The organism is Flavobacterium bizetiae, assembly GCF_902804475.1.
GTDB classification, from domain to species: domain Bacteria; phylum Bacteroidota; class Bacteroidia; order Flavobacteriales; family Flavobacteriaceae; genus Flavobacterium; species Flavobacterium bizetiae.
The window spans coordinates 30,970-46,922 of sequence record NZ_CADCSU010000150.1 but is presented as its reverse complement, the minus strand read 5'-3'; the positions used below and the strand labels follow the sequence as shown (position 1 = coordinate 46,922).

14 protein-coding genes and 1 rRNA gene are annotated in these 15,953 nt (G+C 30.8%); 9 read left to right on the top strand and 6 right to left on the bottom strand.

Annotated features, from left to right (window positions below; genetic code table 11):
• From rrf to lpxA, 3 genes are all read left to right on the top strand, one after another.
• Positions 1-95 (top strand): 5S ribosomal RNA (rrf, locus tag FLACOL7796_RS20285); the annotation flags it as partial.
• 656 nt (positions 96-751) lie between these two features.
• Positions 752-1,315 (top strand): Crp/Fnr family transcriptional regulator, encoded by a 564-nt coding sequence (locus FLACOL7796_RS20280; RefSeq protein ID WP_173972615.1) that lies wholly within the window; start codon positions 752-754, stop codon positions 1,313-1,315.
• Positions 1,316-1,375: 60 nt separating this feature from the next.
• Positions 1,376-2,149 carry an acyl-ACP--UDP-N-acetylglucosamine O-acyltransferase gene (gene lpxA, locus FLACOL7796_RS20275; protein WP_173972614.1) on the top strand — a complete coding sequence of 258 codons (774 nt, stop codon included), beginning with the start codon at positions 1,376-1,378 and terminating at the stop codon, positions 2,147-2,149.
• 46 nt (positions 2,150-2,195) lie between these two features.
• On the opposite strand, the gene FLACOL7796_RS20270 is transcribed toward lpxA, so the two are convergent.
• Both FLACOL7796_RS20270 and FLACOL7796_RS20265 read right to left on the bottom strand, forming a co-directional pair.
• Positions 2,196-2,789, bottom strand: coding sequence for a molybdopterin-dependent oxidoreductase (locus FLACOL7796_RS20270; RefSeq protein WP_232067417.1), 594 nt, complete (start codon positions 2,787-2,789; stop codon positions 2,196-2,198).
• Between the two features lie 18 nt (positions 2,790-2,807).
• Positions 2,808-4,811, bottom strand: a complete 2,004-nt coding sequence (locus FLACOL7796_RS20265) for a TonB-dependent receptor plug domain-containing protein (RefSeq protein ID WP_173972613.1) — start codon at positions 4,809-4,811, stop codon at positions 2,808-2,810.
• A gap of 446 nt (positions 4,812-5,257) precedes the next feature.
• On the opposite strand from FLACOL7796_RS20265, the gene FLACOL7796_RS20260 reads away from it, so the two are divergent.
• The 6 genes from FLACOL7796_RS20260 (at position 5,258) to FLACOL7796_RS20235 (ending at position 9,122) form a co-directional block, all read left to right on the top strand.
• Positions 5,258-6,064 carry an SDR family oxidoreductase gene (locus FLACOL7796_RS20260; protein WP_173972612.1) on the top strand — a complete coding sequence of 269 codons (807 nt, stop codon included), beginning with the start codon at positions 5,258-5,260 and terminating at the stop codon, positions 6,062-6,064.
• A gap of 14 nt (positions 6,065-6,078) precedes the next feature.
• Complete coding sequence (locus FLACOL7796_RS20255; RefSeq protein WP_173972611.1) at positions 6,079-6,390, top strand: hypothetical protein; 312 nt, start codon at positions 6,079-6,081, stop codon at positions 6,388-6,390.
• A gap of 37 nt (positions 6,391-6,427) precedes the next feature.
• The gene (locus tag FLACOL7796_RS20250; RefSeq protein ID WP_173972610.1) at positions 6,428-7,342 is read left to right on the top strand and encodes a helix-turn-helix domain-containing protein; all 915 of its coding nucleotides are present in this window, start codon (positions 6,428-6,430) and stop codon (positions 7,340-7,342) included.
• Between the two features lie 3 nt (positions 7,343-7,345).
• Positions 7,346-7,663: a nucleoside triphosphate pyrophosphohydrolase family protein gene (locus tag FLACOL7796_RS20245; protein ID WP_173972609.1), complete on the top strand. Its 318-nt coding sequence runs from the start codon at positions 7,346-7,348 to the stop codon at positions 7,661-7,663.
• Positions 7,664-7,736: 73 nt separating this feature from the next.
• The gene (locus FLACOL7796_RS20240; RefSeq protein WP_173972608.1) at positions 7,737-8,306 is read left to right on the top strand and encodes a Crp/Fnr family transcriptional regulator; all 570 of its coding nucleotides are present in this window, start codon (positions 7,737-7,739) and stop codon (positions 8,304-8,306) included.
• A 78-nt stretch (positions 8,307-8,384) separates the two neighbouring features.
• Positions 8,385-9,122 carry an SDR family NAD(P)-dependent oxidoreductase gene (locus FLACOL7796_RS20235; protein WP_173972607.1) on the top strand — a complete coding sequence of 246 codons (738 nt, stop codon included), beginning with the start codon at positions 8,385-8,387 and terminating at the stop codon, positions 9,120-9,122.
• Between the two features lie 97 nt (positions 9,123-9,219).
• Here the strand turns inward: FLACOL7796_RS20235 and FLACOL7796_RS20230 are convergent, their stop codons facing one another.
• The 4 genes from FLACOL7796_RS20230 to FLACOL7796_RS20215 are packed head-to-tail and all read right to left on the bottom strand — an operon-like array spanning position 9,220 to position 15,676.
• Entirely contained in the window at positions 9,220-10,956 is a 1,737-nt protein-coding gene (locus FLACOL7796_RS20230) for a hypothetical protein (RefSeq protein WP_173972606.1), read from the bottom strand.
• Positions 10,944-12,179 (bottom strand): DUF4249 domain-containing protein, encoded by a 1,236-nt coding sequence (locus tag FLACOL7796_RS20225; protein WP_173972605.1) that lies wholly within the window; start codon positions 12,177-12,179, stop codon positions 10,944-10,946. The genes FLACOL7796_RS20230 and FLACOL7796_RS20225 overlap by 13 nt, the downstream gene beginning before the upstream one ends.
• Positions 12,180-12,185: 6 nt before the next feature.
• A complete protein-coding gene (locus FLACOL7796_RS20220; RefSeq protein WP_173972604.1) occupies positions 12,186-14,942 on the bottom strand; it encodes a TonB-dependent receptor in 2,757 nt (918 codons plus the stop codon).
• An 11-nt stretch (positions 14,943-14,953) separates the two neighbouring features.
• Complete coding sequence (locus FLACOL7796_RS20215; protein ID WP_173972603.1) at positions 14,954-15,676, bottom strand: hypothetical protein; 723 nt, start codon at positions 15,674-15,676, stop codon at positions 14,954-14,956.
• Positions 15,677-15,953: the final 277 nt, after the last annotated feature.

Below are 15,953 nucleotides of genomic sequence, written 5' to 3'. Positions count from 1 at the left end.
GGCGGGGCTCACCTCTTCCCATCCCGAACAGAGTAGTTAAGCCCGCCTGCGCAGATGGTACTGCAGTTATGTGGGAGAGTATGTCGTCGCCTTTCTTTTAAGAATCCTCATCATTTATTTGATGAGGATTTTTTGTTTTATAACACTTTTGAATTGTTTAACCGCAAAGAACGCAATTGTTTTTATTCTTCTAATGGATCAATTTTGAAGTTTTCGTGGGGGAATACTTTTGTATTTAACCACAAAGAACGCAATGAATTTTTTTATTACTCTTGTAATTAATAAAGTTCGCAAAGCTGTATGGTTATTTATTGTGATTTAATCTAAAATATGTGATAAGAATCTTTTTAATACTTGGGATTTGGAATTTTATCCCAAATCTGGGAATTGGAATTTGTGGTAAGAAATAATCTCTTATTTGCACGAGGTCGTGTTAGGGATGGAAGCGGTATCCTTTTGCGAAACACTAAACTTCTGGCGGAGCCTTGCCCTACAACCTCTCTCGCAAAAGATTTAGCGGACAGCCCGGCCCGCAGGGAAACGCCCAAATAATTATACTTATATATTTACTATTTGTTGTTTTATTTTGTGTTTTAGCTTTTGTAATATGTTTTATGACTTGATTCATGGTGGAAAAAATAAAAGGGCTTAAATCTTTTGTTTTGCGATTTTCTAATTGTTTTCTTGTCATGTTTTTTTAGAATTCATTCTCAATTATATTGATAAATTTGTTTAAGCAATAGTTTGAATTATGACTGAGTTATTAAGGGTAATAAATAGTTTTCAGGAGTTGGATTTAGAAACTGAACAAGCGGTACGAAAATATTTTGTTGAAGAAAAATTTCAAAGGGGTGATTTTATCATTACTGAGGGTAAAATTTGTTCTAAAATCTATTTTATAAAATCAGGTTTGGTGCGCAGGTTTTGTGTTGAAGATGGAATAGAGGTTACAAAATGGATTTATACCGATAATCAATTTGTTACTTCGTTGAGTAGTTTTTTTGAGCAGAAACCTTCTTTTGAAAGTTTTCAGGCTTCAGAAGAAACAATTGTATACTCACTTTCTTTTCAGGACGAACAAATTTTATTAGAATATCCTTTATTTTCTAAGTTTCATATAAAACTGTTGCGAGTTTATCTTTCTAAATTAAATGAATTTCATCATTTTTATAATCCAATGAATGCTCAGGAAAAATATTTATACTTATTAAATTCTTTACCTCAGATCATTCTAAAAGCTAAATTAAAGGATATCGCATCTCTAATTGGTGTAAGTCCTGAAACCTTGAGCAGGATTAGGGCTCAAATTACTTGACTTTAGGTCAATAAATAGAATGTATTTCTTTTCAATATTTGCATTTCAAAATAACATGAATTGAGAAACAGTATAATTAGTCCAAAGGCTATAATTGGAACGAATGTGCACATTGGGAATTTTTCGACTATTGAAAATGATGTAGTAATTGGAGATAATAGTTGGATAGGTAGTAACGTGAATATTTTAAGTGGTACAAGGATTGGAGAAAATTGTCAAATACATTCGGGAGCGGTTTTGGGTGGAATTCCTCAGGACTTAAAATACAAAGGCGAATATACTTTACTGGAGATTGGAAACAATACTATTATTCGGGAGTTTGTTACAATCAATAAAGGCACTGCATCAAAAGGTAAAACTATAATTGGAGATAGCACGCTAATTATGGCTAATACTCATATTGGTCATGATTGTTTGATTGGTAATAACTGTATTATTGGTTTTAATGTTGGTATTGCCGGTGAAGTAATTATGAGAGATTGGGCCAATATTAGTGGGTTGTCGGCGATTCATCAGTTTTCACTCATTGGGGAACATGCTATGATTAGCGGAATGAGTCGTATTGTAAAAGATGTTCCTCCTTATGTATTAGCTTCACGAGAACCTTTGTCTTATTGTGGCTTAAATACAATTGGATTAAAAAGAAGGGGCTTTGAGGTAAATAAGATTAGTGAGTTGAAAGATATTTACCGAATTATTTTTCAGGAAAAACGAAATACAACTCATGCTTTAAATCTTATTGAAGAAAATTTTCAACGAACAATAGAACGTGATAATGTTCTGAATTTTATTAAGGAATCTAAAAGAGGAATTATAAAAGGAAATATAGATTAGAAAACTCCATTAGCAGTAATGGAGTTTCTTAATAGATTTTATAAAATTATTTTACTTTATAGACTTCAATTGTTTTGAGCCAATAAACATGTCGTGGTCCTGTTTTGATATCATTACCACAAATTAAAATCATTTCTCCGTTTTTAACCGGTTTTCCATTTTCTTCAAACAGGACATAGGTATTTTCTCCTGTTGGATTATTGAAAATCTCAGCCCATGAGAAAGTTGCTTTATAATCGTCGGAAGCTCTGGCTACGATGTAAAAGTTTCGATCTTTATGTCCGTTTTGTTTGATTTTGGCTTTCTCTAAAATATCTTTTAGTAATACACCTTTCGAAGTTTTATCGTCTTTTTTTACAGCACCACTTTGGCAAACAATTTTTAGATTATTAATGTCAACAACTTTCATTTTTCGGAGAGAATCTACGGTTAGTTGAAGCGGAAATTCTACTTCGCCTTTTATCTCAATTTGATGATTTACCAGTTTTAAACTATCAGCTGGTGATAAAGCGATATGTTCGTCACTTTCTTTGACTTTTGGTGTTTTTTCTGTTTGGTCGACATCTTCTTTTTTAGAAGTATTGCACATCGTAAAAGTTAGAGCAATAAAAAGAGCAAATAGATAAGTTTTTGTTTTCATATTGGTATGGTTATATAATTAATTAGAACTAAAAAAACGTAGGGTTACGAAAAAATTACGCCCTTCTTCAGGATAACCTTCTACAAGACTGTAATTTTTATCGAAGATGTTGTTGATTCCGGCATCAAGACTAAAGTTTTTAAATGCCTTGGCTGATCCGTAAAGATTTAAAAGTGTGTAATCCGGAACTCTGGCGCCATAACTTGTACTAAAGCGTGAAGAATTAAATTCGGAATTGGCTATTAACTTTAATAGTTTTATAGGTTGATATTCTAAAGTTCCCATTGCTTTTGTGTTTGGGACGTCGGTAAAATGAATCGAAGGATCTGTTATGTTTTTTCTTTCGAGATAAGTGTAATTAAAATTAACTGATAAATTATTTAATATCTCATAATTTACTTGTGCTTCGATACCTCTGTATTCTGCCTTACCAAAGTTTTGCATTTGCGATTTTCCTGGAACTACATTACTAACGTTTAAAATAGCATCACTTAAGGAACTATAAAATATTGCGGTTTGAAACGTTAGTCTTTGAAAGGCGTTTACAGTATAATTGATTTCATAATTTGTTGCTTTTTCAGGTTTTAGATCCGGATTTGGTATAGCTGTTCCCATTCGATAGGAATATCGATCTTTTATGGTAGCAAATCTTGTTTTTTCTGAAACTGTAGCACCTAATTTATTGTGATCATTCAATTGATAAAATAACCCAATTTGCGCGTTGTAGGCGTCACTTGCATCTGCGGCAGGATAATCTGAGATGACTTTGGTAGTCGCATTATAATCCTGCGCTTCTTTATTTTTTCGAATGTTATAGCTTACACCTGGAATTAAGGTTAATTTTTGTGATATTTTATAAATGTCTTCAATACCTACCAGAATTGTATTATCTACAAAATGACGAACGGGCTCTCCAAAATTGTTCTCGCGATGTACATCTTCTTTAAAATGAAAAGCAATTTTTAAATCATTTTTTGGAATTAGCTTCGTATTATATTCAACATTTCCCCCGTACGTATAGTCATCATAAATACTCTCAAAAGCATAGGCTTTGGTTTGTGTAGAATAGGTATTATCATCGTAACTTTCAAGGTTGTTTTTGAATCGATCAAAATAAATTCTGGTTTTAAAACTGTTTTTGTCGTCTATATTAGAGTTAGAAATAAAATAGTAACTTTCTTTGTTCCATTCTGGCCATTGCCAATATCGTGGTTTTGAATATAGCGGATTTTGTGTATCATTTCCGGTATAAACGGGATTTCCTTTTTCGCCTATCTGATTGATGTATCCAATTGCATATTCACTTTTTTCAGTGGGTGTCCATCCAATTTTAAAACTAATTTTTTGATCTTTTCGATACGAATTATCGCGTTGTCCGCCATCTTCATTTTTGGTAGAAACAAAATTGGATGACATTCTAAAAGAATCTCTGTCAAAATACGAGTAGCCACCCTGAACATAAAATTTCCCCAAATTTGTACCAATATTAATGTTTGCCTTATAGCCGTTTGTATTTATCATTCCCAGAGATCCATCGTATTCCAGTTTTTCTGAAGGTTTTCTTGATATTAAATTTATAGCGCCACCTAGTGAATTTGGTCCGTAAAGAACAGATGAGAAACCTTTTGAAACATCGACCGCGGCAAGATCGAAAGTGGTAAAACGTGCCAGATCTACATAACCATCATAAGGAACATAAACCGGAATTCCGTCCATATAAACCGGAACTTGTCTAAGATCGAAACCGCGTACCGCAACCATCGATTCATTTCGTGGGCCGGAAGCGGTTAAGGTTATTCCGGGAAGCATATTTAGGGCTTTCGAAACTTCCATTTTGTTTTGGGATTCCATCTTTTTTGAAGTGACTCTGTTCAGCGTATCCTTGTTTTTATGATTGGTTATTATAACTTCTCCCAACTCAAATACATTCGATGTCTTAACAGAATCTACCTGACTCTGATTTTTTTGCTGACTCATCGCAATAAACGGTAATAACAAAAATGCTATAATTTTTATTTTCATAGTTGAAATTTTAATCAGTATGTTTTTAAATGAATACTGATGGTTAATAGTGTTGATTTTGGTTGTTTTGATATTTAATTCAGTATGTTTTGAAATGAATATTGAATGTTATGCTTCAAACTATCAGGATATAATTTTGTTTTATAAAGTATTGATTATTATAAAGATATTAAAATAATATAGATTTGATTGTAAATATTATTTTGATTAATGAGGATTTTTTTAAATCCTCTGCACTTTTAAATACGTATTTTTTATTTGCAATTATACGTATTTTTACTTAATTAAGCTTGGTCTTTTTTGTTTTTTACATTCAACTGTTTTATTGGGATGTAAATATCAATTGTCTTCTTTTGTCATTTTGGCTAATAGAAACATCAAAACGACTACATTGGCCGTAACGTTTCTTTCGACTTTTGTATTAGAATTTTAAAACATATAAAAAAATGCAAAAGACAATTTTTATCACAGGAGCTTCATCAGGTTTAGGAAAATCAGCGGCAAAATTATTTCAGAGTAAAGGTTGGCGTGTAATTGCTACAATGCGAAATCCTGAAAATGAAACGGAATTAAATAAACTCAACGATGTAATTCTACTTCCTTTGGATGTAACCCAGCAGGATCAGATCATCTCAGTTATTGAAGAAGTTACTCATTTATATGATGTAGATGTTGTCATGAATAATGCGGGATATGGACTAATAGGGGTATTAGAATCATTAGATGATGAACAAATTCAGCGTCAGATAACAACAAATTTGCTTGGTGTTATAAGAGTTTCAAAAGCTTTTACTTCTCACTTTCGTGAAAGAAAGAGCGGTATGTTTATTAATATTACTTCTACTTTTGGTTTGATAGGATATCCGATGTGTTCTGTTTATAGTGCAACAAAATTTGCTATCGATGGTTTTTCAGAAAGTATGGCTTACGAGCTGGCTCAATTTGGGATACAGGTTAAAATTATTGCACCGGGCGGAATGCAGACTGATTTTGCTGTTCGATCTATGGAGTTAGGCCAACATGATGCTTATGAAAAATTGACTGCGGAAGTAAGTAAAGGTTATAGTGCCGAAAAATTAAGTAATTACACGAAAGTGGAAGATATTGCTGAAATTGTTTTTCAATCTGCTACGGATAATAAGAATCAATTGCGATACATTGCAGGAAATGATGCGAATTTATTATATGATGAACGAATAAAATACAGCGCCGAAACTCAGGTTCAGAATATTAGAACAAATTTTACTTTTTAAAATTTTAAATAAGAATGAAAAATCAGGCTATAGAACTTACTACCTTTAAATTAAATAACTGCACCATTCAGCAATTTATTACGGCTAATAAAGAAGTTGATGAATTTTTAAAACAGCAAAAAGGATTTGTTTCCAGAAGTATTTTTGAATTAAAGAAAAATATTGTGCATGATCTGCTTATATGGGAAAATGCCGAAGATGGTACAAATGCTATGCATAAATTGATGCATGAACTAAGTAATTCTGCTGTTCATGATCTAATTGATCAAAGTACCGTAAGCTGGAATATTGCGCCCATAGAACATTTTGTAAATTTGGAAAAGTAAAAAAAATAAGGTCGGGCATAGTAAAAAAACAGCAATAATGAAAAATCAGCCAAAAATATTCAATACAATATCTGAACTGCATATTGCTATGGGGCAACCTAAACCAATGCATCCGCTTATTAGTATTCTGAATTATGGAGAAGCCATTTTTGATCCGAAGGATTTTGAACAAGGAATTATTTTAGATTTTTATAAAATTTCTTTTAAAACTATTTTTAAGGGTAAACTAAGGTATGGTCAGGGTTTTTATGATTTTGAAGAAGGAGGAATGTCTTTTGTTTCTCCCGGACAAATATTGAGAATGCAGGATGAAGAAGCAGATTATAGCGGGATGTCATTGCATATTCATCCTGATTTTATTCGTCCGTATTCTTTAAATACTATAATTAAAAAATATGGATTTTTTAATTATTCGGCTTCTGAAGCTTTGTACTTATCAGAGAAAGAAAAGGAAACTATTTTAGGTGTTTTTGCTTCTATCCAAAATGAACTTAACGAAAGAATAGATAATTTTAGTCAGGATGTTATTATATCTCAAATAGAGCTTTTACTCAATTATAGTAATCGTTTTTATAACAGGCAGTTTATTACGCGTAAAGCAGTCAATCATGATGTATTGGCTAAGTTAGAAGTTGAAATAAATGATTATTTTGATCAGGAAAAAACATTAATAAATGGTGTACTGACTGTACAATTTTTAGCAGAGCGATTAAATTTATCACCAAGATATCTGAGCGATTTATTACGGAATCTTAGTGGTCAAAACACACAGCAGTTTATTCATGATAAATTAATAGAGAAAGCAAAAGAATATATTGCAAACGGTACGTACTCAGTTGCAGAAATTGGATACAAATTAGGATTTGAGCATCCGCAATCATTCAATAAATTATTTAAAAAGAAAACTAATTTAAGTCCGGTCGCATTTAAAGAATCATTTAATAAAAATTAAATTATGGCATCAATAAATTTTGAACAATTAAAAGAACGTTCTTTAAAAATAAGAAAGCGTTATCATGAATTAGAATTGACGCATCACGGAAGTGAATGGACTATAGAGGAGGATGCATTGGCTTTTTTAACAGATGCCGGTTTAGTAGGGCGTCACGTAATGTCGCAACAAGGGCGATGGCCAAAAGCAAATACAGAACAAGAATTGAAACATAAAATTGGAGAATCAATTTGGTGGCTTACTGTTTTAGCAGAAAGAATGAATATTGATATTGAAAAAGCTACCGAAGAATTTTTATCTGAGACAGAAAAATTATTTTAAAACTGATTTTAAGAAGTTTAATTTTTTGCCAAATGACAAATTCTGCCCTGATAACTTTGACTAACTTGCCTCTATGAAAGAATTTATAGAATACATATTGCAGTTTGGTAATTTAAATCAGCAACAAATTGATTTAATTACGAAAAAAGCAACCGAATTAAATCTTCGAAAAGATGAATATTTTTCAGAAGCTGGAAAAATTGCGCAGCAAGTAGGTTTTGTTTTAGACGGAGTGATACGCGTTTGTTATTACAACAACAAAGGCGAGGAAATTACCAAATATTTTATTGATGAAAATAATCTGGTCGTTGATATGGAAAGTTTCGATAATGAAATTTGTTCTAATGCCTATGTACAGGCTATAACCGATTGCAAACTTTTGGTTTTTTCTAAACAAGACTGGAGAGAACTTTTAGATACTATTGTGGGATGGGATGCTATCGTGCATAAAATTATTTCAAAAGCATTGAGGCAAAAAGTAGAAAGAAGAAGTCCGCTGGTTTCAGAAGATGCAACCACGCGTTATTTGATGTTTTTAAAAATTTATCCTAATGTGATCAACCGTATTCCTTTATCTTATGTCGCTTCTTATTTAGGAATTACACAATCTTCTTTGAGCAGAATTAGAAAAAACATATGTTAAATCGCTTTTTGTCAAATGGCAAATGATTTTGTTTTTAAACGAATGACCTTTGCTTCAATAATTTAAAACAAGAAAAAAATGAATTCAGTATTAATTACAGGAGCAAATAGAAGTATTGGTTTAGAACTGGTAAAAGAGTTTTCTAAAAAAGGATTATTCGTTTATTTAGGAACCCGTGATCTTGAAAAAGGGCAGGCAGTAGTAAAAGAATTAAACAAAAGCGGATTTGAAAATATCAAAGCAATTCAAATTGATGTTACAAAGCCGGATACCATTTTAGCGGCTAAAAATATTGTAGAAAGTGAAAAAGGAAAATTAGATATCCTGATCAACAACGCAGGAATAAGTGGAGAGTTTCCGCAAAGTGCTTTAGACACATCGATTAAAGATATTCAAAATGTGTTTGATACTAATTTTTTTGGTGTAATAAGTGTTACGCAAGCTTTTTTAGAATTGCTTAAAAAATCAGAAACGCCAAGAATTAGTAATATCACCTCGGGACTTGGATCTCTGACCTTACACAGCGATCCTGCCTGGAAATATTATAACTTTAAAGCAGCAAGTTATGTTACATCAAAAGCGGCTTTGAATGCATATACTATTACGTTGGCCTATGAGTTGAGAGATTTACCTTTTAAAGTAAATGCGATTGATCCGGGTTATACAGCTACAGATTTTAACCATCATAGCGGTCCAGGTTCAGTAGAAAGCGCGGCAGCTTTTATTATAAAACATACGTTTACTAATGAAGATGCACCTACAGGACAATTTTATAGTAATGATATAGAAGATGCAACCGGAATTAGTCCGTGGTAAAATATTCTAAAAATATCAGAGCCCAGATTCAAATGAATTTTGAATCTGGGCTCTGATAAATATACTTTGATGAAAAATTTATTAATCTTACTGTTGTTTAGTTCGAATCTGTACTTTTTACATCAATAATTTCTTTTACATAAACTGGCTTTCCTGTTGCTGAAAATCCTTCTAAAGTTACTTCAAATTTACCTGAAACATCTGATGTGTAAAATTGAACATTTGAGTTAATTGTACTTAAATCAGCATTTGGCAACCATAAAAGTTGATGTCTGTAGTCAGGAATTCTTGTATTTTTATCTTGAGTATAATCAGGCTGAAAATATCTTTTGTTAGCTACTGGTCGTAAAAGCTGCGGCTTTATTATGTAACTTCCATTAAGGTTTGTTTCATAATCTCCGTTCTTTGTTGTGAAAAAAAGTAATCCGTTAAATGACTTTGCTTCATAGTAGTAAAGACCTTTTACAACATTTACACTATAAAGATTTCTAGGATTGTATTTGAAAAAATCATTCAAATTTTCAAGTATCAATCCGTCAACAACAACTAAAGGAGGTAATGTTGAGTTGAAATTTTTATCATAATCATTAATCAGTAAACTATAATTATCTTTCTCTTTTCTAAAAACTACACCAGTTATAATTTCGGTAATGGTTTCTTCCATTGTGGGAAATCTGGTGAAATCATCAAATTTATACTGTATAGTTGAAGTGCCAAAAAATGGAACAAATTTATCAGTAGTAATTATACTATCCTTTTTTGTGTTATAATATGCATTTTCTATTTGACTAGAAATTAATCTTTCAGTAATGTTTTTATTTGATTCTGAATTTAATTGAAGAGCAGGAAATACTAATGAAGAAAAGTCCGTTTCCTTAGGCTCGTTAATTTCTATAGTATAATTTCCTTTATTTTCTCCAAGTACCTGAATTACAATATTGGGGTTTGTATTTGCTTTTTCTAAATTAAAAGTAAATCGCCCTTGCTCATCTGTTTTGGCTATTTTTAGATCATAATTTTTCCCAACAATTGATAAAGCTACTTTCCTGTTGTTTATTTCTCCAAAATTAGATTTTATTCTTCCCTTAATAATTTCTCCTCTCAATTCCGGAAGAAGAAAATCAGAAGAATTAATAGTATTGTTCGGAATTTTGTTTTGATTGACTAATTTATAATCGTTAAATAATACTTTATTCTGAACCGAAAAACCATCCGATTTTCTGACAGATATTGTATAGTTTCCTTTTAAGAAATCGTCATTAGCAGTTTTAATGCTTAATTCAGCTTTCTGGCGATTCGCTAATACCTTACTATTAAAATGAAATGAGATATTGCTGTCAATTGTTGGTTCTGAAATCGATACTTCATTTTGACTTGTCGTTACTACATTATTTTCTTTATAAGGATTCAATATATAAATATCAGTGATAAAATAATTATCAATATTTTTATTGAGGATCCAGTTAGTATATCCTATTATTTTATATGTACCAGTTTCTAAAGTGGTAGGGATAAAAAAATCACCATTTCCAGTTCCGTTTTTAAGAAATATTTTCTGTGTTGTAATTATTTTTTTGTTGCTGTCGATAAGCTTAAAATAAGCAACCTTGCTATATTTACTTGGTAAATTTGTTGTTTTATTTAGGCACGAAATGTTATATAATAAGGTTTCTCCAGTTAAAAATGAGTTACTATTGGTACTTATATAAACACTTTCGTTAATATTTGTATCAACTTCATTCAGTTCAATTGAAGAATTATTATTTTGAGCAAAGATGATTTGCTTACAACTCAATAATAATATTACGACTAATATATGTTTTAATCTATCCAAAATGATGGTTTTATATTTGATGAAAAAGCTGTGCAATCTCCGCATGCAACAGGATACAATATGTAGACTGTTGGTTTACTCGGGTAGTAGACTTTGCTGTTTGTACTAATGAGATCAAGAATTTCATTTCCTTGACAAAGAAGAGGATCGTCAATAAAGCAATAGTTATAAAAATACAGGAGAGGTGCCTCTTTAATAATTTGATTTTCATCAGGACAGTGATACTGATATTCCGGAATTTTTTCTTTTGGAAAAATATCAATGAAATTAAAAAACAATCTTTTTTCTGAATATGAACTTACATCAAAAAAACCAATGACCTTTTCTCGCGGATTATCAACAGATTTAATGTTTCCGGAGAAAAATCCAGGTTGTGTCTGTGAGAGTAAGCTTCCGGAACTTGATATACTTTTTAATGTTTCGTAGTACGTATATGAAGCAAGGCTTTGTACATACTGTTTTACAAGAATACTGTATCTGTTTCTAATATAATTATCTGTACTGCTAATAAATCTTACAGGAAAATTTACCACCTTGTCTGAAGATAAATTATTCGTACTTGTTAAAAGTATAGTGTTTGATTTTTGACTTGAGAAACAAACTCTGGCTTCTGTAGTTCTGTCTGCAAAAATGATTTCACCTTTAGGTTTAGATCCTGCAGGAAACATGTTGGCAACAGCTTTCTGTGGAAACCATCTTGGAGCAATAATTTGAGATGTTTCTTCGTATTCGTATCTGTAATATTTAGATGTATTTGTTGGATCGCTGCTATTGGCAGTTATTTCTACGCCCAAAACATTATTCCTGGTTACTGCTTTAGCCTCAATACTTTCAAGTGGTGTTTGCGTAGTTAATTTTTCAATAGAAGAAACGTATGATTTTCCATTTTTGGTTAGTACATGCAATTGATATTGTCTTTCCGGGCTTGCCTGAAATTGTGTTGCAGAAATATATGAGTTGTCACCTTCTTCAAATTCATATCTATTGTTTGCGTCGTCAGTCACATATACAACAGCTTCAGTTTCAAATTTAGGAGCGCTTTCTTCCAGAGTATATGTTCTTGATATTTTTATTTCCTGAAATTTATATTCATTCGTGATGGTTGCTGCAATAACTATAACATCCTCAAAACCATTAGCCTGATAGTTATACGGAGTTGTGCATCCAAAAACTGATGCCAGCAATATCGTTATAAGAAATCTATAGTATAAGATTTTTTTCATAACTCTTTAAAATTTAAAATTATAAGTAATAGTTGGTATTGGAACTGCAAAAATTGACGTTTTGTAGGCTTTAATTTTTCCTTCTTCTGTTACAAAAAAGACAGAGTATGGATTGTTTCGTCCTAACACATTATAAATTGAAATATTCCAAAAACTATGTGCTAATTTTTTTATTTTATGATTTCCTTCAATGTTTAAGCCAATGTCTAATCTATAGTAATCCGGTATTCTGTATTTGTTTCGGTCGCTATATAATGTATATTCTGCCCCATTGAAATTATATTTACCAATAGGGTAAGTTACTGGTCTTCCGGTTTGATATACAAAATTAGTTGAAAAACTATATCTATGGGTAAATTTATAATTCATCACAATGCTAAGATCGTGGGGTTTGTCAAAATTTGCAGGAAAAAAATCTCCATTATTTACTTTTTCGTCATAAAACTTACTGTCTAATTTTATAAAAGTCCTTGCATAAGTGTAGCCAATCCATCCATTTAGTTTACCGTTTGGCTTCTTTAATAAAAATTCTACTCCGTATGCTTTTCCGTCTCCTTGAAGTAATTCGGTTTCTAAATCCTGGTTTAATATAATATTTGCACCAACTTTATAATCAAGTATGTTTTTAGATGTTTTATAATATCCTTCTAAACTTAATTCAATATCCTGATCGTCTAATTTTTTAAACAGACCTAATGAGTATTGCAATCCACTTTCTGGTTTTACGTTTAAGTCAGATAATTTCCAGGTATCTGTTGGAGCTTGAGTAGAGTTGTTTGATAATAAGTGAATATATTGAAAGTTTTTATCGAAACCTGCTTTAATAAAAAATGACGGATCAATGATATAACGTAATCCAATTCTGGGCTCGAAACCTCCTGAAGTATTTATAACTTCATTATTGCCATAATTTCTTTCTTCAATAACTGTCGATGGAGTTAAAGGCACATTTTCCTGATATATTTTTTGAGTAGATTCTCCTAAAGCGGCATACAATGAATATCTTGCACCGATATCAAGTAATAATTTGTCTGTAATTTGAAATTTATCTGAGAAATAAACCGCAGATTCTAATCCTTTTTCGTTGTCAACTTTTATTGGAATTATCAAAGAAGATGATCCGTTTGGTGTCATCTCTCCAGGATTAACCTTGTAAAGTTTAGTTTGAATTCCGTAAGTAAATTTATGTTTTGCGTTGAACGAAGTATTAAATTTTACACTGGCCTGAGTTTCGTCTATCTTATATTTAAAGATAAAAGATTCGGGGTTAGCGGAATCGTAATTAATATTAAACTTATATTCACTATTAGTTACATTTAATTCGCTGTTTGTTTTTTCGCTGAAATTATGCTTCCATTTCAAAGAAATAAGTCTGTTACTGTATTTATACAAAGAATCAGGTGTGATATTATAAGCATCTTTACTATAATAGACAGTTCCTTCAACTGAATTGTTTTGATTTATTTTATGATTGTATTTTGCAAATAAATCATAAAAAGAAGCTTTACTATTTTTAAGATTTTCGTCGTCTAATGATTTTAGAATCCAGTCAGAATAAGTTGCTCTTCCTCCCACAAGTAAACTTGCTTTTCCTTTTACAACAGGAATTGAAGCTGTTAAATTACTCGTTACAGGTCCAATTCCACCTTCTCCAGTAATTTTGTCTACATTTCCATTTTTAGAAGTGATGTCAAATACAGAAGATAGTCTTCCTCCAAATTCAGTTGGAATCCCTCCTTTGTAAATATCTACTTTGTTTATAGTATAAGGATTAATGGATGAAAAGAATCCAAATAAGTGAGTAGGGTTATAAAGAGTTGCATTGTCTAACAGAACTAAGTTTTGATCTTCTTTTCCTCCACGAACACTAAATCCTGATGAACCTTCTCCAGCTGTTTTTATTCCTGGAATTGTTAGAGCGACTTTCAAGATGTCACGTTCGCCAAGAACAACCGGAATATTTTTTAAACCTTCTGCTTCAAGTGTTGTAACTCCGGTAATTGCTGTTCTGATATTTTGGCTGTTTTTACCTTTTACTACAACTTCATCCAGATGGTTTATCTTTTCAATAATAGAAAAATCTAAAGTTCCATTACTGTAAATCATTATTTTTCTCGAAGTGTTTTTATAAATTAAAGATTCAACTTCGATAGTATTGATACCGGTAGGAAGTTTTAAACTATAAAATCCTGAAGCATCAGTTGTTGCACTGATTTTTGTGTTTTTTACTTTTACGTTTACATCAGCAAGAGGTTTATTATCCTTCATGTCTGTTATATTACCAGATAAAGTATAAAACTCTACTTCAGTTTCTTCTACTTGCTCTTTACCAATTAATGCAATCTGATTATCTTTTACATTTGATGCATTTTTATTAATTGAATCATATTGCTGAAAGAATACAGGAGTTTGTATATTTCTGGGATCAGTAGTGCCTTTTACAGGATATTTATTGTATATAACACTGTTTTTAGTGAAGATGATTTTATTTTTATCTACAAAAAAATTAAGATCAGTGTCTTTGAATATTTTAGACAATACTTCGTCTAATGTTTTATTCTGGAAGCTGCCAGAAATTAAAACAGTCTTATCAAACCACTCTTCTTGAAAGTAAAATTTGTAATTTGTCGAAGCTTCAATTTTTTTTAAAACTTCGATTTGATTAATGTTGCTGTAAGTAATGCTAATTGTTGGCTTCGAATCTTGTGAATACATTAACTGATTTAAACCCAAAAAAAGTAAAATAATAGTAAAAATTCTCATTTAATTATTTTCTAGAAATTGTTAATGTATTTTATTAGATTTTTCATAAATAACACCTGATTGGTCTTTTTTAAATCCTTGTTCATAAGAAAGAAATCATTTATTTTTCTTTTTTGATCCGGATATAATTTAACAATTTCTGTTTTATTATTAATCAAGGTGAGTTTATTATCTTTTAATAGTAAATAGTCAAAATGAGGTTTGTAATCAACGAAAACTGAATAGTCTTTTATGACTTTTTCTTGAGCTTTAGAATGTTTTATGTATAAGGCAATATTACTATTTCCAACTATTACTTCTTCATAATAACCAGATTTAAAGGAGGCAGGTATATCCTTTAAATTGACGAATTTCTCATTGTCAATTTTAAAAGAATCAACTTTTTCTTTAATAAGATTGATCTGTATATAATATGATTCAGTGTAAGGTCTAACGATTAGCTGATCATTGAATATATCATATTGTAGGTCTATATTATAGTAGTTTTGACCTTCGTACGTGATATTGCCATTCTTGAATTCGTTGGTATTATAATAACGATGATGATCATTTATTGTTCTGTCAAAATTTAAATGTCCGCTCCCATTATTGAAATTCAGAGATTCTATACCAAGATTTTTGTCAAACCAATTGTAAGTTAAAACTTCATTGTTATTTTGGCTGAAAATTTTTGGTGTGTTTAGAAATAATCCAAGTAGAATTATAAAAAGAAGTTCTTTTTGAAGTTTTTTCAAAAGATTAAATATTTAAGGTTTTGGTTTTGGTTTCGTTTTTGGTTTTCAAAAATATTAAAAAATATTAGAAAATACCTATAAATATTTTAAAATTTGTTATATAAAGTTAAAAAGTAGACGTGTAATGTTTACAATTTTAACAAAAGTGGAAAATAAGAATGTAATAGAGGCTATTCAGTTAGTCAAAAAAATAAAAATATTTCAAAATTTAAAAACCCTCCAAAGTCAATAAACTCTGGAGTTTTTTTTATTTTTTTATTTCTTCCTTCTTAAGGAA

Coding starts and splice junctions, on each gene's coding strand:
- FLACOL7796_RS20280 (WP_173972615.1), top strand. CDS start 752: ATGACTGAGTTATTAAGGGTAATAAATAGTTTTCAGGAGTTGGATTTA.
- FLACOL7796_RS20270 (WP_232067417.1), bottom strand. CDS start 2,789: ATGAAAACAAAAACTTATCTATTTGCTCTTTTTATTGCTCTAACTTTT.
- FLACOL7796_RS20265 (WP_173972613.1), bottom strand. CDS start 4,811: ATGAAAATAAAAATTATAGCATTTTTGTTATTACCGTTTATTGCGATG.
- FLACOL7796_RS20260 (WP_173972612.1), top strand. CDS start 5,258: ATGCAAAAGACAATTTTTATCACAGGAGCTTCATCAGGTTTAGGAAAA.
- FLACOL7796_RS20255 (WP_173972611.1), top strand. CDS start 6,079: ATGAAAAATCAGGCTATAGAACTTACTACCTTTAAATTAAATAACTGC.
- FLACOL7796_RS20250 (WP_173972610.1), top strand. CDS start 6,428: ATGAAAAATCAGCCAAAAATATTCAATACAATATCTGAACTGCATATT.
- FLACOL7796_RS20245 (WP_173972609.1), top strand. CDS start 7,346: ATGGCATCAATAAATTTTGAACAATTAAAAGAACGTTCTTTAAAAATA.
- FLACOL7796_RS20240 (WP_173972608.1), top strand. CDS start 7,737: ATGAAAGAATTTATAGAATACATATTGCAGTTTGGTAATTTAAATCAG.
- FLACOL7796_RS20235 (WP_173972607.1), top strand. CDS start 8,385: ATGAATTCAGTATTAATTACAGGAGCAAATAGAAGTATTGGTTTAGAA.
- FLACOL7796_RS20225 (WP_173972605.1), bottom strand. CDS start 12,179: ATGAAAAAAATCTTATACTATAGATTTCTTATAACGATATTGCTGGCA.
- FLACOL7796_RS20220 (WP_173972604.1), bottom strand. CDS start 14,942: ATGAGAATTTTTACTATTATTTTACTTTTTTTGGGTTTAAATCAGTTA.